Origin of the sequence: Bacillus sp. ISO11 (genome assembly GCF_003458115.1) — a bacterium.
In the GTDB taxonomy this organism is placed as follows: domain Bacteria; phylum Bacillota; class Bacilli; order Bacillales; family Bacillaceae_G; genus Bacillus_A; species Bacillus_A cereus.
In genome coordinates this window covers 36,099-62,068 of the sequence record NZ_QXCO01000026.1, presented here as the reverse complement: position 1 = coordinate 62,068, position 25,970 = coordinate 36,099, and the positions used below count along the sequence as shown (strand labels likewise).

The following is a 25,970-nucleotide window of genomic DNA, read 5'->3' as shown; positions in this document are numbered from 1 at the left end:
AAAAAGAGGTTCTAGTTACTGACTAGAGCCTCTTTTTATACACTTAAATTAAATTCCACTCTACAATAAGTCCTAAATGTGTAAGACCACCACCGAATCCGTATAGTAAAAGTGTGTCTCCATTATTTAACTTCCCTTCTTTTATAGCTAAATCTAGAGCGAGTGGAATGGTGACTGAAGAGGTATTCCCCATATATTCCACGCTCGTTAATGTTTTTTATATTGGAATTTGAGATTTTTCGCAAATAGATTCAATCATTCGTAAGTTAGCGCTGTGGGGTATGAACCAGTCTATATCATCTACTTGCATATTTGCGGTATGTATTAAATTTTTTATGCCTTTTGGCACTGTACGTGTTGCCCATTTATATACTTCTCTTCCATTTTGAACGATTTTTTCATTTGTTTGCAGTGGTGTGCCATTCATAGTAGTAGATAAGTTTGTTCTATATAGATGAATGCCGCCATCACCGTTTGTTCCCATGTGAGCAGCGATAAAGCTTGGGGTGTCTTCATCTCTTTCTAATAAAATAGCTCCAGCACCATCACCGAATAAAATACAGGTCGTTCTATCGGTATAATCAGTAACTTTAGATAATGTCTCTGTCGCTACGACAAGTACTTTTTCATGTGATCCAGAAGTGATTAAGCTATTACCGACGTGTAGTCCATATGTAAAACCAGCACAAGTTGCATTTAAATCAAAAGCTAGTGTATGAGGTATGTTGAAGTATTGTTGTATTTGGCAAGCAACACTAGGGAAAACGTAATCAGCAGTAGTAGTAGCGACAATGATACAGTCGACATCTTCTAAGTTTTTCTTATATGTTGTACATAAATTTTTAATTGCTTTAATGGCTAAGTTTGAGGAATATTCTTCTTCGCTAGCGATTCTTCTTTCCTTCATTCCTGTTCTTTGTACAATCCATTCATCATTCGTATGGACCATCTTTTCTAAATCGTTATTAGACAATATTTGATCTGGAACATAAGTACCAATTGCAGTAATACGAGATTTAGAATGCATAGGAACATCTCCTAATTTTTATTTTTATAACCTGATACTAATATTAGGTTATAAAAATGTCAATAAAGATTTTTGTTGTATTAAAACGATAATACTTAACTTACTATGAAGGAATTTGGCGAGTGCTGTAAAAATAATATACGAGAAGTTTCTAAAATTGATAATTGCTTTTGTTATTTTTATTGTGAGAAAAACTCGCAAAAAATGACGATTTTCTTTAGTGCGATATAGGTTGTTAAACCTTGTGAAAGCGAATTACTTATGCTACACTTTATGTAAATTAAAATGAACGGAGGGGCTTCCTTTGATCTTAATCAGATTACGTCTCAATACTTTGTGCCAATAATTGAATAGCGCTCAAAGGCTCTGTCTGTGTACAGAGTGAACGGGATTGGTCTGCCTATTTTAAAGGAACCCTTTATTAAGCTTATATGTGAAAAAGAGGGAGGGACGAATACGCCCTCTTTTTGTTTTGCCTTTATAAATAGAATGGGATTGTATAGGTGAACGCTTATTGTGTATACGTATACGATCTTGGGACTTTTTGACTATAAAATAGGATGAAAGCATAGCTTTCTTCTATTTCTTTGGTGAACCCTTATCCGTTTACGAAAACACAGGCAGCGACCTGTGTTTTTTATTTTACGTAATCGAAATGGAGGAATAAATATATGGAAGAAGTATTACAAAGAGCAGTTTTAGTTGGAGTAAATGTAGGTAATGAAGATGATTTTGCATATTCGATGGAAGAGTTAACAAATCTTGCGGAAGCCTGTGATGTAGAGGTAATTGGGCAAGTAACGCAAAATTTACAACGAGTAAATCCATCGCATTATATCGGAAAAGGAAAGATTGAAGAAGTAGCAGCGTATGTACAAGAAATAGATGCGAATATGGTCATCTTTAATGATGAATTATCTCCTTCACAAATTCGAAATTTAGAAGAGGATTTAGATTGTAAGGTAATTGATCGTACCATTTTAATTTTAGATATTTTTGCGCAACGTGCGAAAACGAAAGAAGCACAGCTACAAGTAGAAGTAGCACACCTTCAGTACATGATGCCTCGTTTAATCGGTCTTCGTGAATCGTTAGGGAGACAGAGTGGCGGCGTTGGTACGAAAAATAAAGGTGTCGGTGAGAAGAAGTTAGAGTTAGACCGTCGTAAAATTGAAGAACAAATTTCAGTTTTGAATAAAGATTTAGAAGCGCTCGTTGCCCAGCGTCAAACGCAGCGAAAGCAACGTAAGAAAAATGAAATACCTGTTGTAGCATTAGTAGGTTATACGAATGCAGGAAAGTCAACGACGATGAATGCAATGCTTGAAATTTATAATGGTACAGAAGAAAAACAAGTATTTGAAAAAGATATGTTATTTGCGACGTTAGAAACATCTGTACGAAATATTGATTTGCCAGATAATAAATCATTTTTATTAACAGATACAGTTGGATTTGTAAGTAAATTACCACATCATCTTGTGAAGGCGTTCCGTTCAACGTTAGAAGAAGTAGCGGAAGCAGATTTACTTATTCACGTCGTAGATTACGCAAATCCAAATTATGAACAATTAATTGATATTACAAATGAAACGTTAAAGAAAATTGGAGTAGAAAATATTCCAACGATCTATGCTTATAACAAATCAGATATGGTGGATGTTGAAATTCCGAAAGTACAAGAAGACCGCGTGTATTTATCTGCGAAGAAACATGTTGGAATTGAAGAGCTTGTAGAAATGATTCGTTCCCATATTTATAAAGAATATACGAAATGTGAAATGTTAATTCCGTATGATCAAGGACAGGTAGTTTCGTATTTCAATAATCATGCGCACGTTTTATCAACGAGTTATGAAAATGAAGGTACGAAACTAGAAGTGGAATGTAAGACGAGCGATTACGAGAAGTATAAGCGTTTTGCAATTTAATGTAAGAGGCAACCCAGTTTGTGATTGGGTTGCCTTTTTCTATAATGTTTTACTGCTGAAAGTTACAAGGATGCAAGTCAATGATGTGAGTTAAGTTATATTTCTGGAAAAAGAAATGAAAGCAGTATAGAATAGAAATGTTTCAAAAGTCAGAATTTATTACACCTACTGTAATAAATATATATTTTGTACAGAAAGGAGCGATTCACATATGCAGGCAGTTTCACAAAAAAACACAGTAGAAACACCGACAATATATCGAATATTATTTGCGATTAGTTTCGGACATTTTTTAAATGATTCGATGCAAGCAGTTGTGCCGGCGTTGTTTCCTATTTTGGAAAAAACGATGAATTTATCCTATATGCAAGTAGGGTGGATTGCGTTTGCGTTAAATATGACGTCATCGATTATGCAACCGGTGTTTGGTATGTATTCAGATAAGAAGCCGTCACCATTTTTATTACCACTCGGTATGTTTTCAAGTATGCTTGGAATGATTGGACTCGCGTTTGCACCAAACTTTATTATTGTTATTATTTCTGTTTTATTTATTGGCTTAGGTTCCGCAGTCTTTCATCCAGAAGGCGCTCGTGTTGCGTATATGGCGGCAGGTGCAAAACGAGGGTTAGCGCAAGCGATTTATCAAGTTGGGGGAAACACGGGGAATTCTTTAGCTCCTATTTTTACAGCGCTAATTTTCGTTCCACTCGGTCAAATTGGTTCATTAGGTTTTACAGCATTTGCAGCAGTAGGAATTGCATTATTAATTTTCGTATCGAATTGGTACAAAAATGAATTAGCAACCGGAGCTGTAAGAAGGAAGAAGAGAGCTGCGCTTGAGGCGGAAAATGCAATTGTAAGTACACACATTAAATTTGTTATTATACTTCTTGTTTTTCTTACTTTTGTGCGCTCTTGGTACGGTGCCGGTATCGGGAATTTCTATCAATTTTACTTAATTGAGCATTATGGTTTATCTATAAAAAATGCCCAGTATTTCGTATTCGCATTTATGATTGCTGGTGTGTTAGGCACTTTCTTCGGGGGACCGTTAGCAGATCGATTTGGTAAGAAAAATATCATCGTATTTTCAATGTTAGGTTCAGCGCCACTTGCGCTGTTATTACCACATGTCTCACTTGTGTGGGTCGTACCTTTATTTTTATGTATCGGTTTTATTAGTTCAAGTAGTTTTAGTGTAATTGTTGTATACGCGCAAGAGCTTGTTCCGGGAAAAGTAGGGATGGTATCAGGTCTAATTGTAGGTCTTGCGTTCGGCCTTGGTGCTCTAGGTGCTGTAGTACTAGGAAAGTTAGCTGATATATATAGCCTTCAGTTCATTATGATATTATGTAGTTGTTTACCGTTAATTGGACTTACTTCATGGTTATTACCAAGTGATAAGAAAACGATAGAATAGGGGATGCACTATGAAATTATGTGAAAACGTAACAGAATTAATAGGAGATACACCTGTCGTCCGATTATCTAAATTTATTCCGGAAGACGCAGCGGACGTGTATGTGAAACTAGAAATGTTTAATCCATCACGTAGTGTGAAAGACCGTGCTGCTTATAATTTACTTCACGTTGCAGAAGAAAATGGTCTTATTAAACCAGGGGATACAATTATTGAACCGACAAGCGGGAATACAGGAATTGGTTTAGCGATGAACGCAGCAGCTAAAGGGTATAAAGCGATTTTAATTATGCCAGACAATATGTCAAAAGAGCGTATTAATTTATTGAAAGCATACGGGGCAGAAGTAGTTTTAACACCAGCAGAACAAAGAATGCCAGGAGCAATTGCGAAGGCGTTAGAACTGCAAAAGCAAATACCGAATAGTTTTATCCCGCAACAATTTGAAAATCCAGCTAATCCGAATATTCACCGTTATACGACTGCACTTGAAATTTACGAACAAATGGATGGAGAGCTTGATGCTTTTGTTGCAACGGCAGGAACAGGCGGAACGATTACAGGGACTGGTGAAACGTTAAAAGAGAAATTACCAAACTTATATATTGCAGTAGTGGAACCGAAAGGATCTCCCGTTTTATCAGGTGGTGTACCAGGTCCTCATAAACTAGTAGGAACAAGCCCAGGATTTATTCCGAAAAACTTAAATACAGAAGTGTATAACGAAATTATTCAAATTGCAGACGAAGAGGCTTTAACGACAATGAGAAACTTAGCTAGACAAGAAGGATTATTAGTTGGGCCATCTTCTGGAGCATCTGTTTACGCTGCAATCATGATAGCGAAACGTCTAGGCGTTGGTAAAAAAGTTTTATGTATTGCGCCTGATACAGGTGAACGTTATTTGAGCATGGGGTTATTTGAATAAAAAGGATAGAAACACCTTAATAGTGAATAGCTGCTATTAAGGTGTTTGTTTTATGGAATGAAGAGGGGGAGAAGAACAATGAAACTATTAAAACCAACCCATGAATATAGTGAGCGTATTACGGCGTATAGACAAGCGTTTTTACACTCAGGGGAACAACCACATGGAAGTAGTTCTTTACAAAACTTTGATTCTCTTGATGAATGGTTTGAAAAAGTGAGTAAACAAGAACTAGGAGAAAATTTACTAGCTAATCGAGTGCCATCTAGTCAGTTTTTAAGTTTTGAAAAAGGGGATCTTATAGGTTTTGTGAATATTAGACATAGATTAAATCCAGAATTATTACGGGAAAGCGGTCATATTGGATATAGTGTCCATCCGAATAAACGTCGCCACGGTTACGCTACGAAACAACTACAACTTGCATTAGCTGAAGCGCAAAAATTAGGATTGCAGAAAGTATTAATAACTTGCGATAAATCCAATATCGGTTCTGCTAAAACGATTCAAAAGGTTGGAGGTGTGTTAGAAAATGAAGTAGTTTCTTCTCGTACTGGTGAAGTTATTCAGCGCTATTGGATAGAAATATGATTAAGTAGGAATTTGAAAAGGTAATGCAAGCTGTAATATCGAAATAGATAAATGAAATATAGGGGATTACTGCAATTTTAGGGGGAAATGAAATGGGATTAAAAGAGAGAGCGATAGAGATGTCAGAGATTTATAGGCAAAATCCGAAAGTAGAAGCTATTATTTTAGCGGGTTCAGTAGCTAGAAAGCTTGAAGATGAACATTCAGATATAGAATTACATATTTTATGGTCAACACCGCCGGAAGATGAGGATCGTAGGGCCCCTATTTATCATATTGATGGGAAAATATTATCGTATCATCCGTATGAGGAAGAAGAATGGTCGGAAACGTATTTAACGAAAGAGGGAATTAAATTAGAGATTAGTAACTTTTTAACAGAGACAGTAGAGAAAGTAATTTCGGATGTGGTGGATCAATATGATATAAATTATGAAAAACAATGTATTGTATCATCCATTCATGATGGTGTTAGTTTGTATGGAGAAGGGAAAGTGAATGAATTAAAAGAAAAAGTAGCGGCATATCCAGATGAACTAGCAAAACTGATGATTTCAGAAAATCTATGGTTAAGTAATCGTTGGCACAATCGAAAGGCGCTTTTAAAACGGAAAGATTGGCTTATGCTTTATGACGTTATTTGCGAAGTACAAAGGAACGTATTCGGTGTTTTATTTGGTTTGAATAAAATGTACGTACATCATCCAGCGTTTAAATGGATGCCTAATAATGTGGAACGAATGACTATTAAACCTGAAAAATTATATGAACGTATGGCGGACACATTAATAGGGAATCCAGAAAAAAGTGTGCAGGAGTTAGAGTTGCTAATAGAAGAAGTGTTGCAACAAGTTCATACATACGCGCCAGGAGTAAATGTGGATGAGCAAGAAAAATCTATTTTTTATTTTGTGAAATAGAAAATAGTAATAAGGGGGAAGTTATGGGTTTTTTTAATAGGTTTTTTAAAAAAGTTGAAAAAGTAAATGAGCAAGAAGCTACTCTTCATGAATTAAGTGAAGAATTGTATGTTGAATCACCGGTAGAGGAAGCGACTAGTTACTGGGCATCAATGGCACAAAATATAATTGTTAATGCTGTAAAAGCGGCTGACAATGATGTGGAACGTGCCTTCGTGTTATTGAATTTGAAGAAAGGTGAGGCTTCATTTGATATTTTTTATCAAATAAATGGGCAATTGTATTTCTGGGATCAGCTAGAAAATGAGACGATAAGAAATAGAATTCAGAACGAGTTGTTACCGCAAGCTCCAGAAGTTTCAAATGCAGTAAATGAGCAATTTCGTGGAGCTGATCACCCTATAATTTCGTTCGCACAATTGCAGTTTGAATGGGAAACGAAAGCCTGGTTCTCACATATAATTTGGGAAGATAGCCTTGCTGCTCAATTGCCCAAAACTCAAATTCTAAATGAATGGTTTCGTGTAATTAAAGAAGAAACGAAAAATAGACCACTGGATAGTGATGCGAAATTTTCTTGGTATCCATCAAACTCTTAAAAAATGAATACAGAGAGACAGGTTATGTTTCTAGATGATTTGTATTATTGAATAAGTATCAATAATACGTAATTCTTTTTCTATTGCCTGTTAGAATTCGTTATGTACTAAGCTACTTGTTTTCTAAACTAAAACTTATATTTCGAATTTTTAAATAGATTGTAATACATAAAAATTCGAAATATAAGTTGACACTATTTTTAATGTGTGATAAAAATGATAGTAATCAATTCGGAAAATAATATTTGGGCAATGAAAGGGTATAGTAGTGAATATCTCCCTATTTCAGAGAGCTGATGGTTGGTGTGAATCAGTATATAGATTATTCATGAAGTTCGTCCTGGAGCATCTTTCATAAATCTCATATTTTGAGGAAATGAAAGACGGTAGTTTATACCGTTATCAAATAAAGTGGTGAAGATTTTTTCACAACTAGGGTGGTACCGCGATATTTATCGTCCCTACGTATTTACGTAGGGACGTTTTTTATTTAGGTCCTAACTTTGGTGTGGCTTCATAACTAGGGTGGTACCGCGATATTTTATCGTCCCTACGTTTTTGCGTAGGGGCGTTTTTATTTAGGTGGTTTCTTAGTGTTCTTCACAACTAGGGTGGTACCGCGATATTTTTGTCGTCCCTACGTATTTACGTAGGGACGTTTTTTTATTATTAGGGAGGAAGTGAACGTATTAGAAAAGAGTATTGATAGAACAATATAAATACCGAATTGTAACAAAGAAAAAGAGATAGAGAGGAGATTAACAAATGAATTCACAGCAATGGACATCGAAATTAGGTTTCGTATTAGCTGCAGCAGGTTCGGCAATTGGTCTTGGGGCGATTTGGAAATTCCCATATATGGCTGGCATTGGAGGAGGCGGAGCGTTCTTCCTAATTTTCATCGGTTTCACATTATTAATTGGTTTACCGCTATTATTAGCTGAATTTGTTATTGGAAGAAGTACACAAAAAGAGGCTGTTGATGCATATAGAGAGATTGCTCCTAAAACGTTATGGCCTTGGTTAGGTAAATTAGGAATTGTAACATGTTTCATATTACTTTCTTTCTACAGTGTTGTGGGAGGCTGGATTTTATTATATTTATGGAATGCAATTACAGGTAGACTATGGGAAGGAAATGGAGCATACGAAGCTACGTTTGGTGAAATCATTTCCAATCCATATTTAGCAGTTGGATCACAGCTATTATTCATTCTTATTACTATTTTTATTGTAAGTAAAGGTGTACAAAATGGTGTTGAAAAAGTAAATAAATATTTCATGCCAGCACTATTCGTTTTATTCTTTGTATTAATCGTTCGTGCACTTACGTTAGATGGTGCTGGAGAAGGCGTTCGTTTCTTCTTACAACCTGATTTCTCACATGTAACATCAGAAGTTATTTTATACGCAATGGGGCAATCGTTCTTCTCATTATCTGTTGGGGTAGCCGTTATGGTAACGTATAGCTCATACTTACCGAAAGAAGAAAGCTTACCACGTTCAGCATTTTCTATCGTGGCCTTAACTCTTGTTATTACATTACTTGCAGGACTTGCAATTTTCCCAGTTGTGTTCGCATTTGGAATGGAACCATCTCAAGGACCGGGACTATTATTTATCGTATTGCCAGCTATTTTCAGTAAAATGGCGTTCGGAAAATTATTCTTCATCGTTTTCTTATTACTATTCTTCTTCGCTACAATTACATCAGCAATTTCGATGTTAGAAATTAGTGTTGCATCGTTAACATCAAAAGGTAAAGGGAAACGTGAAAAAATGGCCTTAATCGTAGGGTTATTAATCTTCGTTGTTGGGGTACCATCAGCGTTATCATTCGGTATATTAAGTGATCTGAAGATTTTCGGGAAGACAGTCTTTGATTTAGCGGACTATGCGGTAAGTAACGTATTAATGCCACTTGGTGTATTATTAGTTTCTATCTTTGTTCCTTTAAAAATGAAGAAAGATGTATTAATGAAAGAGCTAGGTGTAAGTAAAAATAAAGGTTATAAACTATTCGTATTATGGTTATTCTTACTTCGTTATATCGCACCAATTGCGATTATTATCGTATTCTTAAATGTACTTGGCATTATATAAAAAAAGGTAGCGTATCATACAAAGATACGCTACCTTTTTATTTTGCTCTTTTTTGCAATTCATTTACTGTTACGAACTGATAGCCCTTCTTAGATAAAATTTCGTGCTTTAAGAAGGGTGTGGATGCAAGGAGAAGGAATTTATCATATAATAAAATACAAAAGGTATATTAGGAGGTGTTTATATGGCGATTATAATTCAATTGCCAGACACTGCAACGTCTCATGCAAAGCCAAGTATGGAAATGGCGATACTTTGCGTGAGGTAGACAAGTAATATACAATCGCCTATATGAGCTCGTATCATTTTTTATATTTGGCTTTGCACCTTATTGAAATGAACCATAAAAAATAAGGGGCGAGCAGAAATGAAATACGTAAAAGCTAATGCTGTTTTACCGGAGAGTTTAATTACTGAAATTCAAAAGTATATACAAGGTGAAACAATTTACATTCCGAAACAAGAAACGAAACATTATAAATGGGGTACACGATCTGGCGGAAGAAAACAATTAGATGAAAGAAATAAAGCAATTAAAGAAGCGTTTAAAAGTGGGATTGCTATTCATCAACTTGCAGAAGAATATTTTCTTTCTGGGGAAACGATTAAAAAGATTGTGTATTCTAAATAAGAGGAAAAGAGTCTGATTCATATATTACTTTGAATCAGACTCTTTTTGTTTTATATGTATTGGATATATGAAGTGTGAACGGGCATGATAATAGAAAAAATGTGCCGTTTTTTTATTAAATGCTATACAGAACATTTGAAGAGTAGAAAGGTGAACATATATGAATCATATTGGACAAATAACGATAGAGCTTTTAATTGGTTTTTTTGTTCTATTAATTGCTACAAAAATATTAGGGAAAACACAAATATCTCAGCTAACGCCCTTTGATTTTATTTCTGCAATCGTCCTAGGTGAGCTCGTTGGAAATTCAATATATGATCCTAAAATTAAAGTATGGTCTATTTTATATTCAGTATTTGTTTGGGTAATTTTAATTTATACTATTGAAGTGATAACACAAAAAGTAAGAGGGACAAGAAGGTTTTTTGAAGGATATCCTTCAATTATTATTCGTAATGGAAAGATTGATCGTGAACAATTAAGCGTAAATCATTTGGATATAAACCAATTACAACAAATGCTTAGGCAACAAAAAGATATATTTTCAATCCGAGAAGTTGAATATATGATATTGGAACCTAACGGAAACATAAGCGTTTTGAAAAAAAGTAAATACGAATCTCCTACTGTAAATGATTTAAGTTTAAAACATAAGCCTGTATACTTACCAATTTCATTAATTAGTGATGGAAAAGTAGTTAAGGATAATTTGAGGGAAGCGGGATTTGATGAAGGGTGGCTTTATAAACAAATAAAGCAAAAAGGAATTACTAAATTTGAAGACGTATTATATGCGGAATGGAAAACAGATGATGGCTTCTTTTGTCAGGAAATGCAGCGGTAGAGAATAAGTGATATATGTAATGTTTGTTTCTAAGTTATCTTTTACATATCAAAAAACGTAATCATTGTATACAATAAAACTAGATCAACAATTTGTATGGAGTGATAAAGATGGAAGCGTTTATTAGAAGTGATCAATATAATTTTATAAAATCACAAGCTTATATTTTAGCAAACGGGCATGCAACGGCAAATGATAGAGGTGTAATTCAAGCGTTAAAATCGCTTGCGATTGAAAAGATAATACATGTATTTGAGAATTTAACGGATGAACAGAAAGAGTTAATTGATACGGTATTAACAGTTCAAAATAGAGAAGATGCAGAATCATTTTTAATGAAAATAAATCCGTATGTAATTCCGTTTCAAGAAGTTACAGCACAAACATTAAAAAAGTTATTTCCTAAGGCGAAAAAGTTAAAACTTCCTGATATGGAAGAAATGGATATGAAAGAAATATCTTATTTAAGCTGGATTGATAAGGGATCAAGCAGGAAATTTATTATAGCGAAAAATGATAAAAATAAATTTGTTGGTCTGCAAGGAACGTTCCAAAGTTTAAATAAAAAAAGCATTTGTTCATTATGTCATGGGCATGAAGAAGTAGGAATGTTTTTAGTTGAAATTAAAGGCGATGTACCAGGAACTTTCGTTAAAAAGGGAAACTACATTTGCAAAGATGGTGTAGCTTGCAATCAGAATATGAAATCGCTAGATAAATTGAACGATTTTATTGACCGCTTGAAGAAATAACGAGAAAACCTCTAGTATTTAAACTGGAGGTTTTTATTTTTTGAAGAAGTAAAATAAGCTTTCTTTGTAAATGTAGATTTATAATGAAATTTGATAAAAATATCTATTATGATACAGTTGCTTATATGCAAGGAGGTAAAACATGGATTACCTTTTATCGAAAGAAAAAGTGAAGCGATGGCCCAAAGATATGATAGCGGCGGGGCGTTGTCATACTGTTGGCCTTAAATCGGATGGCACGGTAGTAGCGGTGGGCCGGAATAAAGAAGGGGAATGTAATGTAAGTGGCTGGCGAGATATTGAAGCAGTCGCAGTGGGCAATGTTCATATGGCAACGAACACGGGTAATGCTCATACAATCGGTCTTACATGTGACAGTACTACGGTAGCAGTGGGTTGGAATAAGCATGAACAATGTGATGTAAACGATTGGCATAATATTGTAGCGGTTGCGGCAGGGTGGCGTCGTACTATTGGCCTTAAATCGGATGGCACGGTAGTAGCGGTGGGCCGAAATAAAGAAGGAGAATGCAATGTAAGCAGTTGGCAAGGTATTGTGGCAGTCACAGCGGGTGACTGGCATACAGTCGGTCTCAAATTGGACGGCACATTGACGACTGTGGGGAATAATCGATATGGTCAATGTAATGTAAGTAGCTGGCGAGGTATTGTAGCGGTCAAGGCTGGGTATCTTCATACTGTTGGTCTTAAACGAGACGGTACGGTGACAGCAGTGGGGAATGATAAACATAACCAGTGTGATGTAAGTGGCTGGATAGATATTGTAGCAATAGCGGCTGGTACGAATCATACAATCGGACTAAAATCAGACGGTACCGTGGTGGCAGTGGGCTGGAATGAGTATGGTCAATGTAACGTAAGCGATTGGCGCGATATTGTAGCGATAGCGGCTGGTTGTGCACATACAGTCGGACTAAAATCAGACGGCACGGTGGTCGCGGTAGGTAATAATGAATTTGGCCAATGCGATGTAGGTAGCTGGCGCGACATTCGGTTGCCTGGCAAATAGTCAATTTACAATCAATGATTAGTAATATTATTCTATTTTAGGAGTAATTATGGAATAGGATATGTAGAAAATAATTAAACTTAAATCTACTGAATAAGAATCTCTTTTGAAAAGGGATTCTTATTATTTTTCATAAAATGAGGGTCTAAATGGAATTTTTGAACAAACTATATTTCAAAATTACAGTAGAAGATATAAATAAAGTATAGAGGAGATAAAGAAATGCTTAAAAAGTTTTTGCTTTCTTTACCGGATGTTTTACTTATATGTATCGTTCTTTACATAACGTACACAAATTCTTTTAGCTTTGGACAAATGTTAGTAATTTCAATTGCAATCGGAATCATTGGTGGTCTTGTTATAAGGATTGGTAAGGGTGTATTTATGTATATAAGGTGGACAATGAAACAGAGGAAATCTTGAATACGTTGTATTGCTATTAGGAGGAGATGAAATGACTAAGAAAAAGAGTAGAGTGAAAAATGAAGTAGCGCTTTGGGCATTAACAGCGGTTGTTCTCATCATTGTATGGTACTTTTATCAAAAATAAAAACGCATCGTATTAAAAAAGCACGATGCGTTTTTATTATTCTTTTTGCCAATTTTCTTTTATAAAGTCTTCACGCCCAGATTCTTTTTGCTCAGTAGCATATTTCTCTGGATTCTTTTTATAGAAATGTTGGTGGTATTCCTCTGCTTCGTAAAAAGGTGCAGCAGGACGAATTTCAGTCACGATTGGATCTTTAAACATACCGCTTTCTGCAAGAGCTTGTTTTGATTTTTCAGCAAGCCCTTTTTGTGTTTCGTTATGGTAAAAAATAGCGGTACGATAAGATGGACCACGGTCAAAAAATTGTCCGCCATCGTCAGTTGGATCGATTTGTGGCCAATATAAGTCTAGTAATTTCTGATAAGGAAAAATAGAAGGATCGAATGTAATTTGAACAACTTCTAAATGTCCAGATGTTCCAGCTTTTACTTGTTCATATGTTGGATGTTCTACATGACCTCCTGCATAGCCAGAAAGTACTTTATGAATACCAGGAAGTTCATCAAATGGTTTTACCATGCACCAAAAGCAACCGCCTGCGAAGGTTGCGAGTTCGTATGTTTTTTCGGACATTGCTGTAATCCTCCTAAATGTATATGTTTTATATAGTATTATATAAATTGTTTTATTGCGCAATAAAAAAGATTTGAAAATATATGTTTTTTATAAACAAGATCCTCCGCTCACATCAATTAATTGTCCAGTAACCCAGCGGCTGTCTGGAGAAGCAAGAAATGCAGCAGTATCGGCAATGTCTTCTACTTCACCTAAGCGATTGAAAGCGGAAATAGTAGTAGCGTACTGCTTCATCATTGGGTCGCTCAAGAGTTCTGCATTCATATCTGTTTTAATAAATCCTGGAAGTATTGCATTCACCGTTATTCCTCGTGTTCCAAGCTGTTTTGCTAGCGTAAAAGTCATTGTATTAATAGCGCCTTTCGTCATACTATATGCAACAAAATCAGGTAAAGAAATGCGGGTGGCAGCGGATGAAATATTAATAATTCGGCTATTGTCACGTAAACGTGGTAGTGCTAGTTGAATGATAAAGAATGGTGCTTTTGCATTTACTGAAACCATTCTATCAAAAAACTGTTCAGTCGTTTCTTCAATAAAAGCACCAGGACCAATGCCAGCATTGTTTATTAAAATATCAAATTGTGTTTCACCAGTGCGTTTTTGTAATTCAGTATCTAAAGCTTTATAAAGGTTTTCTACACCGTGTAAGGATTCTAAATTTGCGCCGATAGAAAAAGCTTGGCCACCATCTGATCGAATTTCCTGAACAGTTTCTTCAGCGTCATCTTTTCGATTACCGTAATGAACAGCAACCAATGCACCGTCATTTGCTAAACGTTTAGCGATCGCTCGTCCAATTCCTCGGCTTGCTCCTGTAACTAACGCTACTTTCCCTTTTAACATAGTTTCCTCATCTCCTCATAAACTTTATAAGTTTTTCTTTATGTAGTAATGCAAACATACTTAAGTAATATATGAGTGTATGTAAGTAATGCATTCCAATTTTGATTTGAGAAAAAATAAATAGAATGAATTTTGATTTTTTTTGAAAAAATATGTTGACAACGAAAAGAACAACGTCCTATAATACGTGTAACAAATAAAAGTTAATTAAGAATTTTCTAACTTTATATGTTGTATATGCAAAGAAGAGGAAAGTAGATGATTATGATCGTTTCAGAGAGCTACTCCAAGGCTGTGAGGGTAGTAACAATCGAATCATTGAAGATCACCTCGGAGCATCGCTTGCGAAAGGGAAACTGAGTAGAGGGCGGCGGCATCGTCTCCGGTAAAAGGACGGAGGTCTGATTGGACCTACAAAGCTTATATTTCGTGAGAAGTATAAGGAAGCTGAGTGGTAACGCGAAACTCTCGCCTCAGCAATCAAAGCTACTAAATTGTAGTAGTTGATTGCTGAGGCGAGAGTTTTTATTTTTAAAAATAGAAGAAGAGAATGCGTAGAAGAGGAGAGTAAATGATAAAGATTGTTTCAGAGAGCTGCCCCGAGGCTGTGAGGGTGGTAACAATTCACTCATTGAAAATCACCTTGGAGCACTACTTTTGAAAACTAGTAAAAAGTAGCGGGGTTGTTCCTGATAGAAAAACAAAAGTCTAATTGGACTTGCAGAGCTTATGTTTCGTGAGAAGTATAAGGAAGCTGAGTGGTACCACGATTCCCTCGTCTCAGCAATGGATTGCTACAAGTATGTAAGTAATCGATTGTTGAGACGAGTATATTTTTAAGGGTTATATACTGAATATTCTGTTAAAAATACTCATCTCAGCAATCGATGTAGAAATAGATTGCAAAAATAGAGAAAAAAGAGGAGCGATGTGAGATGGGAAACCAGTACATTTACATGAATGGGGAATTTGTAGAAAAAGAAAAGGCAGTTGTTTCAGTGTATGATCACGGTTTTTTATACGGAGACGGTGTATTTGAAGGGATTCGTAGTTACGGAGGAAATGTATTTTGTTTAAAAGAACATGTGAAACGATTATATGAATCAGCGAAATCTATTTTACTAACAATTCCAATGACGGTAGAAGAAATGGAAGAAGCAGTTTTACATACACTCCAAAAAAATGAATACGCTGATGCTTATATTCGCTTAATTGTCTCAAGAGGAAAAGGTGACTTAGGACTTGATCCGAGAAGTTGTGTGAAGCCGAGCGTAATTATCATTGCAGAACAATTAAAGTTATTCCCACAAGAATTTTATGATAATGGGCTAAGCGTTGTATCTGTTGCATCAAGACGTAATACGCCAGACGCGTTAGATCCACGTATTAAGTCAATGAATTATTTAAATAACGTACTTGTAAAAATTGAGGCGGCACAAGCAGGAGTGTTAGAGGCTCTTATGTTAAATCAACAAGGATATGTTTGTGAAGGTTCTGGCGATAATGTTTTCGTTGTGAAAGATGGAAAAGTATTAACCCCGCCATCCTATTTAGGGGCATTAGAAGGTATTACGAGAAATAGTGTTATCGAGCTATGTGAACGACTGAGTATTCCGTGTGAGGAAAGACCATTCACTCGCCATGACGTATATGTAGCGGATGAAGTATTTTTAACAGGAACAGCAGCGGAGTTAATTCCAGTTGTAAAAGTTGATTCGAGAGAAATTGGAGATGGGAAACCAGGAAGTGTAACGAAACAATTGACCGAAGAATTTAAAAAATTAACGAGAGAAAGAGGAGTACGTGTTCCCGGGCTGACGGAAAGCTTAGCATAAATAAGGAGAGGAGTTAATTGAAATGAAGCAGCAGTATACAGCGTATGAGAAGTTACAGTGTGAAGAAATGACAGGCGCTGGGCACGTGATTCAAGGTTTGAAGAAATTGGGTGTAACGACCGTTTTCGGCTATCCAGGCGGAGCGATTTTACCAGTATACGATGCGTTATACGAAAGTGGTTTGAAACATGTTTTAACTCGTCATGAACAAGCTGCCATTCATGCGGCTGAAGGATATGCGAGAGCTTCTGGGAAGGTCGGGGTAGTCTTTGCTACCTCTGGCCCAGGGGCGACAAATTTAGTTACGGGCTTAGCAGACGCTTATATGGATTCGATTCCTTTAGTTGTCATTACCGGCCAAGTTGCAACGCCTTTAATTGGTAAAGATGGATTTCAAGAAGCGGATGTTGTCGGAATTACAGTACCTGTTACGAAGCATAATTACCAAGTTCGTGATGTAAATCATGTATCACGAATTGTGCAAGAAGCTTTTTACATCGCCAAAAGCGGACGACCGGGACCAGTATTAATCGATATTCCAAAAGATGTTCAAAATGCAAAAGTCACCAGTTTCTTTAATGAAGAAGTTGATATTCCGGGGTACAAACCAGAACTTGTACCAGACAGCATGAAACTTAGAGAGGTGGCTAAAGCAATTTCAAAATCAAAGCGTCCACTTCTTTATATTGGAGGAGGTGTCATTCATTCAGGTGGATCCGATGAACTCTTCGAATTCGCAAGGGAGAACCGGATTCCAGTCGTTTCAACTTTAATGGGACTTGGTGCATATCCACCGGGAGATCCATTGTTTCTAGGGATGCTTGGTATGCATGGGACATACGCTGCTAATATGGCGGTAACAGAATGTGATTTACTACTTGCATTAGGTGTTCGCTTCGATGATCGTGTAACAGGGAAATTAGAACTTTTTTCTCCGCACTCGAAAAAAGTACATATTGATATTGATCCTTCTGAGTTTCATAAAAATGTAACTGTAGAGCATCCGATTGTTGGTGATGTGAAAAAAGCGTTACACATGTTGTTACATATGTCTATTTATACACAAACAGATGAATGGCTTCAGAAAGTAAAGGCATGGAAAGAAGAATATCCACTTTCTTATAAGCAAAAAGAATCTGAGTTAAAACCACAGCATGTGATCAACTTAGTAAGTGAATTAACGAATGGTGAAGCGATTGTCACAACAGAAGTAGGACAGCATCAAATGTGGGCTGCTCACTTCTATAAAGCAAGAAAACCTCGGACGTTCCTTACCTCTGGAGGATTAGGAACAATGGGGTTTGGGTTCCCAGCGGCAATTGGTGCTCAGCTTGCAAAAGAAGAAGAACTCGTCGTTTGTATTGCAGGTGACGCTTCTTTTCAAATGAACATTCAAGAACTACAAACAATTGCTGAAAATAACATCCCTGTAAAAGTATTTATTATAAATAACAAATTTTTAGGGATGGTAAGGCAATGGCAAGAAATGTTTTATGAAAATCGTTTATCAGAGTCAAAAATTGGCTCACCAGATTTTGTGAAAGTGGCAGAAGCTTATGGAGTGAAGGGATTAAGGGCGACAAATTCAACAGAGGCGAAACAAGTGGTGTTAGAAGCATTTGCTCACGAAGGTCCTGTCGTAGTTGATTTTTGTGTAGAAGAAGGTGAAAACGTATTTCCGATGGTTCCGCCAAACAAAGGGAATAACGAAATGATTATGAAGAGGTGGGAAGAATGAGTCATACTTTTTCACTCGTTATTCATAACGAGCCAAGTGTCTTATTACGTATAAGTGGAATTTTTGCTCGGCGTGGCTATTATATTTCTTCTTTACATTTAAACGAAAGAGATACGAGTGGCGTTTCTGAAATGAAACTCACAGCAGTTTGTACTGAAAATGAAGCGACATTACTTGTTAGTCAGTTGAAAAAATTAATTGATGTACTGCAAGTAAATAAATTATAAGGGGTGTATGGAGTATGAAAACGTATTATGAGAAAGATGCAAATGTAGAGTTATTACAAGGGAAAACAGTTGCGGTAATTGGTTATGGATCTCAAGGGCATGCGCAGGCACAAAATTTACGTGATTCAGGTGTGGAAGTTGTAGTTGGTGTTAGACCTGGTAAATCGTATGAAGTAGCAAAAGCAGATGGATTTGAAGTAATGTCTGTTTCAGAAGCGGTTCGAACCGCACAAGTTGTACAAATGTTATTGCCAGATGAACAGCAAGCACATGTATATAAATCAGAAGTAGAAGAGAATCTCCGTGAAGGACAAATGTTACTTTTCTCACATGGATTTAACATTCACTTTGGCCAAATTAATCCGCCAAGTTACGTAGATGTAGCAATGGTTGCGCCAAAAAGTCCAGGTCATCTCGTTCGCCGTGTATATCAAGAAGGAAATGGTGTTCCGGCATTAGTCGCAGTGCATCAAGATGCGACGGGAACAGCGCTACATGTAGCATTAGCGTATGCAAAAGGTGTAGGTTGTACACGTGCGGGTGTAATTGAAACGACATTCCAAGAAGAAACCGAAACGGATTTATTCGGTGAGCAAGCTGTACTTTGCGGCGGGGTAACTGCACTTGTGAAGGCCGGGTTCGAAACGTTAACGGAAGGTGGATATCGTCCTGAAATTGCATACTTTGAATGTTTGCATGAATTAAAGCTAATTGTTGACTTAATGTACGAAGGTGGATTAACGAATATGCGCCATTCTATTTCAGATACGGCAGAGTTTGGAGATTATGTAACAGGATCGAGAATTGTTACAGATGAAACGAAGAAGGAAATGAAGCGTGTTCTGACAGAAATTCAGCAAGGTGAATTTGCGAAGAAATGGATTTTAGAAAATCAAGCAGGGCGTCCGACGTATAACGCAATGAAAAAAGCAGAACAAAATCATCAATTAGAAAAAGTGGGAGCAGAGCTTCGTGAAATGATGAGTTGGATTCATGCACCGAAAGAATTAGTAAAGAAATAGAGTAAGAGAGTATAAATGAAAAATATGTAAGAGGGGATTTGACAAGATGAGAAGTGACATGATTAAAAAAGGTTTTGATAAAGCGCCGCACCGTAGTTTATTAAAAGCAACTGGTTTGAAAGATGAAGATTTTGATAAACCTTTCATAGCGATTTGTAATTCTTTTATTGAAATTATTCCAGGGCATAAACACTTGAACGAGTTTGGGAAACTTGTAAAAGAGGCAGTTCGTGCGGCAGGTATGGTACCATTCGAATTCAATACAATTGGAGTTGACGATGGTATTGCGATGGGACATATCGGTATGCGTTATTCTCTTCCGAGTCGTGAAATAATTGCAGATTCAGTAGAAACGGTTGTAAATGCACACTGGTTTGACGGCATGATTTGTATTCCAAACTGTGACAAAATTACACCAGGTATGATGATGGCTGCACTACGTATTAATATTCCGACTGTGTTTGTTTCAGGCGGCCCAATGGCAGCAGGAAAAACATCTAAAGGAGAAGTTGTTGATCTGAGTTCCGTTTTTGAAGGAGTAGGAGCTTATCAATCTGGGAAAATTTCAGAAGAAGAATTAAAAGATATTGAAGATCATGGCTGTCCATCTTGTGGCTCTTGTTCGGGTATGTTTACCGCGAACTCTATGAATTGTTTATGTGAAGTGTTAGGTTTAGCTCTTCCTGGTAACGGGAGTATTTTAGCAATTGATCCAAGACGTGAAGAGTTAATTAAACAAGCAGCAGAGAAATTGAAAATTTTAATTGAAAGAGATATTAAACCAAGAGACATTGTAACGGAAGAAGCAATTGATGATGCGTTTGCGCTTGATATGGCGATGGGCGGTTCAACAAATACAGTGTTGCATACATTGGCGCTCGCGCAAGAGGCTGGATTAGATTACGATATGAACCGTATTGATGCCGTTTCAAGACGTGTACCACATTTATGTAAAGTAAGCCCTGCTTCCAATTGGCATATGGAAGATATTGATCGTGCGGGCGGGATTAGTGCAATTTTGAAAGAGATGAGCCGGAAAGAAGGAGTACTTCATCTTGATCGAATAACTGCTACTGGGCAAACATTAAGAGAAAATATTGCTGAGGCAGAGATTAAAGATAAGGAAGTTATTCACTCTCTTGAAAACCCTCATAGTGAGGAAGGAGGATTGCGTATATTAAAAGGCAACCTTGCGAAAGATGGAGCGGTTATTAAAAGCGGTGCAACAGAGGTAAAGCGTTTTGAAGGACCTTGCGTTATTTTTAATTCACAAGATGAGGCACTTGCTGGCATTATGCTTGGGAAAGTGAAAAAAGGAGATGTAGTTGTCATTCGTTATGAAGGACCAAGAGGTGGCCCTGGTATGCCAGAAATGTTAGCACCAACATCAGCAATTGCTGGAATGGGATTAGGTGCTGAGGTTGCATTATTAACGGATGGACGTTTCTCTGGAGCTTCACGTGGAATTTCAGTAGGACATATTTCACCAGAAGCAGCAGCTGGTGGAACGATCGCACTTCTTGAACAAGGGGATATTGTATGTATTGATGTTGAAGAACGCTTGCTAGAAGTAAGAGTGAGTAATGAAGAATTAGATAAGCGTAAAAAAGAATGGAAACGACCAGAACCGAAAGTGAAAACTGGCTGGCTTGGACGTTATGCACAAATGGTAACATCGGCGAATACAGGGGCTGTTCTGAAAATCCCACATTTTGATTGAGCCAATTTAAAAAAGATAAGGATGATATATAATGGTGCAAAAGGTAAAGGAGAGAGTGAAAATTGAAGATATCTTAATGGCTCATAATTGCATGAAAGATATCGTTATTAAAACACCGTTACAACGTGATACAGTTTTATCTGAGAAATATGATTGTGACGTTTATGTAAAACGAGAAGATTTACAATTAATTCGCTCTTTCAAAATTCGTGGTGCATACAATTTGATTCAAAGTTTACCGAAAGAAAAGTTACAAAACGGTGTTGTTTGTGCAAGTGCTGGTAATCATGCGCAAGGAGTTGCTTATACATGTAATTTATTGAAGATTCCGTCGAAAATATTTATGCCCACAACAACACCGAAACAAAAAGTATCACAAGTACAATTTTTCGGTGGTGATTTCGCAGAGATTGTATTAGTTGGTGATACATTCGATAGCTCTTTCCAAGAAGCACAGCGCTATTGTGAAGAAAATAGAATGACATTTGTTCATCCGTTTGATGATCCGTATGTAGTTGCTGGTCAAGGGACAGTGGCAGTTGAAATTATGCATGATATGGAGAAACCGGTTGATTATATCTTTACGGCAATCGGCGGTGGTGGATTAGCATCAGGTGTTGGTACATATGTAAAAGGTGTTAGTCCTACTACAAAGGTTATTGGTGTAGAACCGATGGGAGCTGCCTCTATGAAAGAGGCTTTTCTTCAAAATGATAATGTCGCATTAGAGAAAATAGATAGTTTTGTTGATGGGGCAGCGGTTAAAAAGGTAGGAAAGTTAACTTTTGAAACTTGTAAAGATGTAATTGATGACATCGTTTTAGTACCAGAGGGGAAAGTTTGTACGACGATTTTAGAACTGTATAAGAAAAATGCGATTGTAGCTGAACCGGCTGGTGCACTCTCTATTGCAGCACTTGATTTATACAGGGATGAAATAAAAGGTAAAACAGTTGTATGTACGCTAAGTGGTGGAAATAATGACATTGATAGAATGCAAGAAATGAAAGAACGATCTCTCATTTACGAAGGGTTAAAGCATTATTTCATCATTGAATTCCCACAGCGTTCAGGCGCGTTAAGAGAATTTCTTGATAAAGGATTGGGGCCAGAAGATGATATTACTCGTTTTGAGTATATTAAGAAACATAATAAGGAAAATGGTCCAGCATTAGTCGGAGTAGAGTTAAAACATAAAGAAGATTATGAGCAATTAATTACTCGCTTTAAAGAAAATAATATTCAATTTATGGAGCTTAATAAAAACCCTGTTTTGTTTGATTTGCTTATTTAATAGAAGGGAAGAATAAGCATCTAAATAAAAAAGATAGATACAAGCAAAGAAATATAGTGCTTGTTCTATCTTTTTTATAGTTAAACTAGATACTCATTAAATTCAAGAAGAATAAAGCTAGTTAACCAAAAAAATATCGCAATGCGAATAATTACATACATAGTAAATTCAAAGGTAGTAAGTTTTCGTTCGCGTTTTATTTTTTTAGAAATCTAACAGAAAAAACTGAACATAAAAGTAGAACGGCTATAGACATTTTATAAATATTTTCTAACAAACTTACATTTTCTAATAAGTTTTTCAGCATGTTTATCACCTATTCTGTAAAGTAGATTACAGAGAAATAGATCTTGAGCTGTCTAGTTTCGTTTATTTTTTATTTTCCCTGTATCATCAATTTCTACATCAGTTGAAATTGTTTGTAAATATTGAAGAGCTTTTTTCTTTTCTTCCTCATTTACAGGGGAAACTTGGTTGTTGCGAATGATATAAGGATTGAATGACATTTGGACATCCTTTCCTTTAAAAGTTAAAGTTAATACGCCAGTTTCGGCGCTTTTTCCATTCACATAACTTGGGAATAAAAAGTTACCTAATGAGTAAGCGATAGGAACTTTATTATAATACTCAAACCCTTGTAACCAATGTGGATGGCTTCCGACAATCGCGTTAGCTCCTGCTTCAACCATTTTAGGTACATATTGCTTTTGGTATTCTACCGGACGGTTTGATTTTTCAACGCCCCAATGCATATAGACGATTAAATAGTCTGCATCTTGTTTTTGTTCTTTAATTGTTTTTGTTACAAGATTTAAATCATAGCCATTCGCAACGCCAGGTTTATTCTCACCAGCTACCCAATTAGAATCAGGCATAAATCGAACGAAGGAAAGAAATTTAAACTTTTTCCCTTTTACGGTCATTTCTCGTGCTGTATATGTATCTTTCGCATTTTTTCCGGCTCCAATGTAAGGGAACTTTAATTTTTCTACGTGAGAAATCGTATCTAATAATCCATCTTGCCCATAATCAAGTGTGTGGTTATTCCCAATATTTACGATGTCATATCCAGTGTTTTTAATAGCTTGTAGTGTAGATGGATCACTTTTAATCCAAAACAGTTGCCCAGGTGCTTTCTTTTCTTTCGTTGTAAATGCCGATTCTAAATTCACAAAAGAAATATCAGCTTTTTTTATTTCTTCTTTTACATGTTGGAATGGGTAATCAGCCCCATTCTTTTCGATTATAGGACGTAATTGCCAATCAAACATTGTATCACCAGAGAAGGTGAGTGTGATTTCTTGGTCTTCTATTTTCTTTTCGCTTTTTGAAGCGGTTTTACTAGATTTGTTTTGTAAATCGGGTTTGTCTTTTGCTTTTGAAATAAAAGAGTAATTGATTAATAAAACAATCGGTGTAATGAAAAAGGCTATTAACAAAAATCGTTTTAGTAAAGTTTTCATATATACCTTCCCTTTTAATATTATCCCGCAATTAAATTAACAATGAATCTATTAAAGGTAATTAAAGTTACAAAAAAACAGCGGGTTATGTAGTGGAAAACATTTGTTAATATTCTCAATATTAAGTTAACATATAGATAACCTGTAAATCAATGTATAAACCAAAATATAGAAATAAAGAATTCGAAGGGTGAAGAATGAGAAATGGTTATATTAGGAGCAGTTGTAAATGGAATTTGCATTATATTTGGTACTTTACTTGGTAAATTATTTAGTAGGATTCCAGAAAGTATGAAAGGAACGATAATGCATGCAATCGGTTTAGCGGTTACTGTGCTTGGGCTTCAAAGGGCATTAAAAAGTGAAAACTTTCTTGTTGTCATACTGAGTTTAGTGATTGGTACGGTAATTGGAGAATGGTTACAATTAGAAGAAAAGTTAAAAAATTTAGGGGATTGGCTAGAAAATAAAGTTGGATCGAAGGGGAAAGGAAGCATATCAGAAGGTTTTGTAACAGCTACTCTAATTTTTGCAATTGGTGCGATGGGGATACTTGGTGCACTTGACAGTGGGATTCGCGGAAATCATAATATTTTATTTACCAAGGCAATTATCGATGGATTTATTTCTATTATATTAACGACAACTCTAGGAATTGGCGTAGTATTTTCGGCGATTCCAGTTGTTTTATATGAAGGTGGTATTGCAGTTTTTGCAACACAAATTAATAGTTTTGTCCCGGAAGAATTAATGAACCAATTTATAGTGGAGATGACGGCTACGGGCGGCATTATGATATCTGCTATTGGATTGAACTTGCTTAGTATTATTAAAATCAAGGTGGCAAATTTACTTCCAGGTATATTGGTAGTAGGTGTAATTGTTTCAATTATTTATGGTTACGGTTTGTTAGTAAATTAGTAGAGGGTGGAAACACATATGGAGGAATTTCAATTTACAAAACGTGTGCATAAAATATTGGAGATTGCAGCAGAAGAGAGTGAGTATAACATAATTCAACCAGTCCATCTGTTCATAGGTATGTGTAAAGAAGGTACAGGAGTTTGCGCTGAGTTATTTATGTATTTGTTTCATAAAGTCGGTCCAGATTTTTTAGAAAAACTTTCGTTACGAAAACGATTCGATTTACATCATCAAGAGTATAAAAAAATAGGGCAATATAAACTATCTTATAAGGCGATAGAAATTTTACAAATAGCGAAGAAACGTATGGAACGCTTTCAGCAAGTAGTAATCAATGAAGGACATGTTATGTATGCATTATTTCGTGTAGATACAGATATTGGTGAATTTATACATACACAAATGCAAAAAGATATATTACGTATTACAGCTGCACCGAGAGACTTAGCGGTTGATTTAAATAGTTTTAAATCTATTTATAATACATTATTTTGTCATGTAAGAAGAGCTAGTCCTTCTGATTTTGATAAGTTATCACGATTTGTGGCGGCTGAATTTGGTGAACGGTGGTTACAGTCGGTTGATTACGGATTTCGGACATATAATGAAAAGTTACCTATCTATATTGCACAGCAGGAGGAAGTAATAGTTGGTTTCGCCTGTTACGATGTAGTGAGAGGAAAGAAAGGATTGTTTGGTCCAATGGGCATAGCGAAACAAAATCGTGTGAAAGGTGTAGGAAAAGAATTATTGTATCATTGTTTATATAATATGAAGCAAGATGGATATGAATATGCGATTATTGGACAAGCAGGTCCCATTGAGTTTTACGAGAGAAATTGTAATGCTCGTTTAATACCGATAGATAATAAGTAACCAACTTCATATAGAGGAGTTGGTTTTATTATGAAAATGATGTAGAGATGTAGTGGTTTTTACTAGAAAATAGCGGGTTTTGTAGTAAATCTTGCATAAAAAGCAAATTACTAAACT

The 25,970-nt window shown here is 36.1% G+C and carries 23 protein-coding genes, 2 pseudogenes and 2 other annotated features; of the genes and pseudogenes, 20 read left to right on the top strand and 5 right to left on the bottom strand.

All coding sequences use genetic code 11. The features are described from left to right. Positions 1-43 precede the first annotated feature (43 nt). Positions 44-1,027, bottom strand: a pseudogene (locus D1166_RS23060) (beta-ketoacyl-ACP synthase 3). 671 nt (positions 1,028-1,698) lie between these two features. On the opposite strand from D1166_RS23060, the gene hflX reads away from it, so the two are divergent. The 12 genes from hflX to D1166_RS23000 all read left to right on the top strand — a co-directional run bounded on the left by hflX (position 1,699) and on the right by D1166_RS23000 (position 13,205). Next, entirely contained in the window at positions 1,699-2,958 is a 1,260-nt protein-coding gene (gene hflX, locus D1166_RS23055) for a GTPase HflX (protein ID WP_000393282.1), read from the top strand. Between the two features lie 211 nt (positions 2,959-3,169). Continuing rightward, positions 3,170-4,381: an MFS transporter gene (locus D1166_RS23050; RefSeq protein WP_001149411.1), complete on the top strand. Its 1,212-nt coding sequence runs from the start codon at positions 3,170-3,172 to the stop codon at positions 4,379-4,381. A 10-nt stretch (positions 4,382-4,391) separates the two neighbouring features. Further along, positions 4,392-5,309 carry a cysteine synthase A gene (cysK, locus tag D1166_RS23045; RefSeq protein WP_000762273.1) on the top strand — a complete coding sequence of 306 codons (918 nt, stop codon included), beginning with the start codon at positions 4,392-4,394 and terminating at the stop codon, positions 5,307-5,309. Positions 5,310-5,387: 78 nt separating this feature from the next. Continuing rightward, complete coding sequence (locus tag D1166_RS23040) at positions 5,388-5,900, top strand: GNAT family N-acetyltransferase (RefSeq protein ID WP_097862114.1); 513 nt, start codon at positions 5,388-5,390, stop codon at positions 5,898-5,900. A 92-nt stretch (positions 5,901-5,992) separates the two neighbouring features. Next, the gene (locus D1166_RS23035) at positions 5,993-6,820 is read left to right on the top strand and encodes a DUF4037 domain-containing protein (RefSeq protein ID WP_000523213.1); all 828 of its coding nucleotides are present in this window, start codon (positions 5,993-5,995) and stop codon (positions 6,818-6,820) included. Between the two features lie 23 nt (positions 6,821-6,843). Further along, entirely contained in the window at positions 6,844-7,419 is a 576-nt protein-coding gene (locus tag D1166_RS23030; RefSeq protein ID WP_087948446.1) for a hypothetical protein, read from the top strand. Between the two features lie 243 nt (positions 7,420-7,662). After that, positions 7,663-7,885 (top strand) — a binding site (T-box leader). A 299-nt stretch (positions 7,886-8,184) separates the two neighbouring features. Further along, positions 8,185-9,522, top strand: a complete 1,338-nt coding sequence (locus D1166_RS23025; RefSeq protein ID WP_001088187.1) for a sodium-dependent transporter — start codon at positions 8,185-8,187, stop codon at positions 9,520-9,522. Positions 9,523-9,889: 367 nt separating this feature from the next. Continuing rightward, complete coding sequence (locus D1166_RS23020) at positions 9,890-10,153, top strand: CD3324 family protein (RefSeq protein ID WP_000878325.1); 264 nt, start codon at positions 9,890-9,892, stop codon at positions 10,151-10,153. Between the two features lie 160 nt (positions 10,154-10,313). Beyond that, on the top strand, positions 10,314-11,000 hold the full coding sequence (locus tag D1166_RS23015) for a DUF421 domain-containing protein (protein ID WP_001015535.1): 687 nt from the start codon (positions 10,314-10,316) through the stop codon (positions 10,998-11,000). Positions 11,001-11,110: 110 nt separating this feature from the next. Continuing rightward, a complete protein-coding gene (locus D1166_RS23010) occupies positions 11,111-11,752 on the top strand; it encodes a FusB/FusC family EF-G-binding protein (RefSeq protein WP_000387073.1) in 642 nt (213 codons plus the stop codon). Between the two features lie 142 nt (positions 11,753-11,894). Then, positions 11,895-12,782, top strand: coding sequence for an RCC1 domain-containing protein (locus D1166_RS23005; protein ID WP_097862115.1), 888 nt, complete (start codon positions 11,895-11,897; stop codon positions 12,780-12,782). 222 nt (positions 12,783-13,004) lie between these two features. Continuing rightward, positions 13,005-13,205, top strand: a complete 201-nt coding sequence (locus D1166_RS23000; protein WP_097862116.1) for a hypothetical protein — start codon at positions 13,005-13,007, stop codon at positions 13,203-13,205. A 163-nt stretch (positions 13,206-13,368) separates the two neighbouring features. Here the strand turns inward: D1166_RS23000 and msrA are convergent, their stop codons facing one another. Both msrA and D1166_RS22990 read right to left on the bottom strand, forming a co-directional pair. After that, on the bottom strand, positions 13,369-13,905 hold the full coding sequence (msrA, locus tag D1166_RS22995; protein WP_097862117.1) for a peptide-methionine (S)-S-oxide reductase MsrA: 537 nt from the start codon (positions 13,903-13,905) through the stop codon (positions 13,369-13,371). Positions 13,906-13,995: 90 nt separating this feature from the next. Next, positions 13,996-14,754: an SDR family oxidoreductase gene (locus tag D1166_RS22990; protein WP_000911816.1), complete on the bottom strand. Its 759-nt coding sequence runs from the start codon at positions 14,752-14,754 to the stop codon at positions 13,996-13,998. A gap of 546 nt (positions 14,755-15,300) precedes the next feature. Further along, positions 15,301-15,540 (top strand) — a binding site (T-box leader). A gap of 149 nt (positions 15,541-15,689) precedes the next feature. Between D1166_RS22990 and ilvE the strand changes: the two genes are divergently transcribed. The 6 genes from ilvE to ilvA are packed head-to-tail and all read left to right on the top strand — an operon-like array spanning position 15,690 to position 22,590. Beyond that, a complete protein-coding gene (gene ilvE, locus D1166_RS22985; RefSeq protein ID WP_000528156.1) occupies positions 15,690-16,589 on the top strand; it encodes a branched-chain-amino-acid transaminase in 900 nt (299 codons plus the stop codon). Between the two features lie 22 nt (positions 16,590-16,611). Beyond that, positions 16,612-18,327, top strand: a complete 1,716-nt coding sequence (ilvB, locus tag D1166_RS22980) for an acetolactate synthase large subunit (protein ID WP_000813473.1) — start codon at positions 16,612-16,614, stop codon at positions 18,325-18,327. Beyond that, positions 18,324-18,554 carry an ACT domain-containing protein gene (locus D1166_RS22975; RefSeq protein WP_000019916.1) on the top strand — a complete coding sequence of 77 codons (231 nt, stop codon included), beginning with the start codon at positions 18,324-18,326 and terminating at the stop codon, positions 18,552-18,554. Before ilvB ends, D1166_RS22975 begins: the two co-directional genes overlap by 4 nt. A gap of 14 nt (positions 18,555-18,568) precedes the next feature. Beyond that, positions 18,569-19,576 carry a ketol-acid reductoisomerase gene (ilvC, locus tag D1166_RS22970; protein WP_000861136.1) on the top strand — a complete coding sequence of 336 codons (1,008 nt, stop codon included), beginning with the start codon at positions 18,569-18,571 and terminating at the stop codon, positions 19,574-19,576. A 46-nt stretch (positions 19,577-19,622) separates the two neighbouring features. Beyond that, positions 19,623-21,296 carry a dihydroxy-acid dehydratase gene (gene ilvD / locus D1166_RS22965; protein ID WP_001255818.1) on the top strand — a complete coding sequence of 558 codons (1,674 nt, stop codon included), beginning with the start codon at positions 19,623-19,625 and terminating at the stop codon, positions 21,294-21,296. 31 nt (positions 21,297-21,327) lie between these two features. Beyond that, positions 21,328-22,590 (top strand): threonine ammonia-lyase IlvA, encoded by a 1,263-nt coding sequence (gene ilvA / locus D1166_RS22960; protein ID WP_097862119.1) that lies wholly within the window; start codon positions 21,328-21,330, stop codon positions 22,588-22,590. A gap of 80 nt (positions 22,591-22,670) precedes the next feature. On the opposite strand, the pseudogene D1166_RS22955 reads toward ilvA, so the two are convergent. Together D1166_RS22955 and D1166_RS22950 are read right to left on the bottom strand one after the other, a co-directional pair. Then, positions 22,671-22,897 (bottom strand): annotated as a pseudogene (locus D1166_RS22955) (hypothetical protein). A gap of 52 nt (positions 22,898-22,949) precedes the next feature. Next, complete coding sequence (locus tag D1166_RS22950; protein WP_000854542.1) at positions 22,950-24,053, bottom strand: CapA family protein; 1,104 nt, start codon at positions 24,051-24,053, stop codon at positions 22,950-22,952. Between the two features lie 204 nt (positions 24,054-24,257). Between D1166_RS22950 and D1166_RS22945 the strand changes: the two genes are divergently transcribed. Both D1166_RS22945 and D1166_RS22940 read left to right on the top strand, forming a co-directional pair. Then, the gene (locus D1166_RS22945) at positions 24,258-24,974 is read left to right on the top strand and encodes a DUF554 domain-containing protein (RefSeq protein ID WP_097862120.1); all 717 of its coding nucleotides are present in this window, start codon (positions 24,258-24,260) and stop codon (positions 24,972-24,974) included. 18 nt (positions 24,975-24,992) lie between these two features. After that, on the top strand, positions 24,993-25,853 hold the full coding sequence (locus tag D1166_RS22940; protein WP_047385911.1) for a GNAT family N-acetyltransferase: 861 nt from the start codon (positions 24,993-24,995) through the stop codon (positions 25,851-25,853). Positions 25,854-25,970 lie beyond the last annotated feature (117 nt).

Coding starts and splice junctions, on each gene's coding strand:
- hflX (WP_000393282.1), top strand. CDS start 1,699: ATGGAAGAAGTATTACAAAGAGCAGTTTTAGTTGGAGTAAATGTAGGT.
- D1166_RS23050 (WP_001149411.1), top strand. CDS start 3,170: ATGCAGGCAGTTTCACAAAAAAACACAGTAGAAACACCGACAATATAT.
- cysK (WP_000762273.1), top strand. CDS start 4,392: ATGAAATTATGTGAAAACGTAACAGAATTAATAGGAGATACACCTGTC.
- D1166_RS23040 (WP_097862114.1), top strand. CDS start 5,388: ATGAAACTATTAAAACCAACCCATGAATATAGTGAGCGTATTACGGCG.
- D1166_RS23035 (WP_000523213.1), top strand. CDS start 5,993: ATGGGATTAAAAGAGAGAGCGATAGAGATGTCAGAGATTTATAGGCAA.
- D1166_RS23030 (WP_087948446.1), top strand. CDS start 6,844: ATGGGTTTTTTTAATAGGTTTTTTAAAAAAGTTGAAAAAGTAAATGAG.
- D1166_RS23025 (WP_001088187.1), top strand. CDS start 8,185: ATGAATTCACAGCAATGGACATCGAAATTAGGTTTCGTATTAGCTGCA.
- D1166_RS23020 (WP_000878325.1), top strand. CDS start 9,890: ATGAAATACGTAAAAGCTAATGCTGTTTTACCGGAGAGTTTAATTACT.
- D1166_RS23015 (WP_001015535.1), top strand. CDS start 10,314: ATGAATCATATTGGACAAATAACGATAGAGCTTTTAATTGGTTTTTTT.
- D1166_RS23010 (WP_000387073.1), top strand. CDS start 11,111: ATGGAAGCGTTTATTAGAAGTGATCAATATAATTTTATAAAATCACAA.
- D1166_RS23005 (WP_097862115.1), top strand. CDS start 11,895: ATGGATTACCTTTTATCGAAAGAAAAAGTGAAGCGATGGCCCAAAGAT.
- D1166_RS23000 (WP_097862116.1), top strand. CDS start 13,005: ATGCTTAAAAAGTTTTTGCTTTCTTTACCGGATGTTTTACTTATATGT.
- msrA (WP_097862117.1), bottom strand. CDS start 13,905: ATGTCCGAAAAAACATACGAACTCGCAACCTTCGCAGGCGGTTGCTTT.
- D1166_RS22990 (WP_000911816.1), bottom strand. CDS start 14,754: ATGTTAAAAGGGAAAGTAGCGTTAGTTACAGGAGCAAGCCGAGGAATT.
- ilvE (WP_000528156.1), top strand. CDS start 15,690: ATGGGAAACCAGTACATTTACATGAATGGGGAATTTGTAGAAAAAGAA.
- ilvB (WP_000813473.1), top strand. CDS start 16,612: ATGAAGCAGCAGTATACAGCGTATGAGAAGTTACAGTGTGAAGAAATG.
- D1166_RS22975 (WP_000019916.1), top strand. CDS start 18,324: ATGAGTCATACTTTTTCACTCGTTATTCATAACGAGCCAAGTGTCTTA.
- ilvC (WP_000861136.1), top strand. CDS start 18,569: ATGAAAACGTATTATGAGAAAGATGCAAATGTAGAGTTATTACAAGGG.
- ilvD (WP_001255818.1), top strand. CDS start 19,623: ATGAGAAGTGACATGATTAAAAAAGGTTTTGATAAAGCGCCGCACCGT.
- ilvA (WP_097862119.1), top strand. CDS start 21,328: ATGGTGCAAAAGGTAAAGGAGAGAGTGAAAATTGAAGATATCTTAATG.
- D1166_RS22950 (WP_000854542.1), bottom strand. CDS start 24,053: ATGAAAACTTTACTAAAACGATTTTTGTTAATAGCCTTTTTCATTACA.
- D1166_RS22945 (WP_097862120.1), top strand. CDS start 24,258: ATGGTTATATTAGGAGCAGTTGTAAATGGAATTTGCATTATATTTGGT.
- D1166_RS22940 (WP_047385911.1), top strand. CDS start 24,993: ATGGAGGAATTTCAATTTACAAAACGTGTGCATAAAATATTGGAGATT.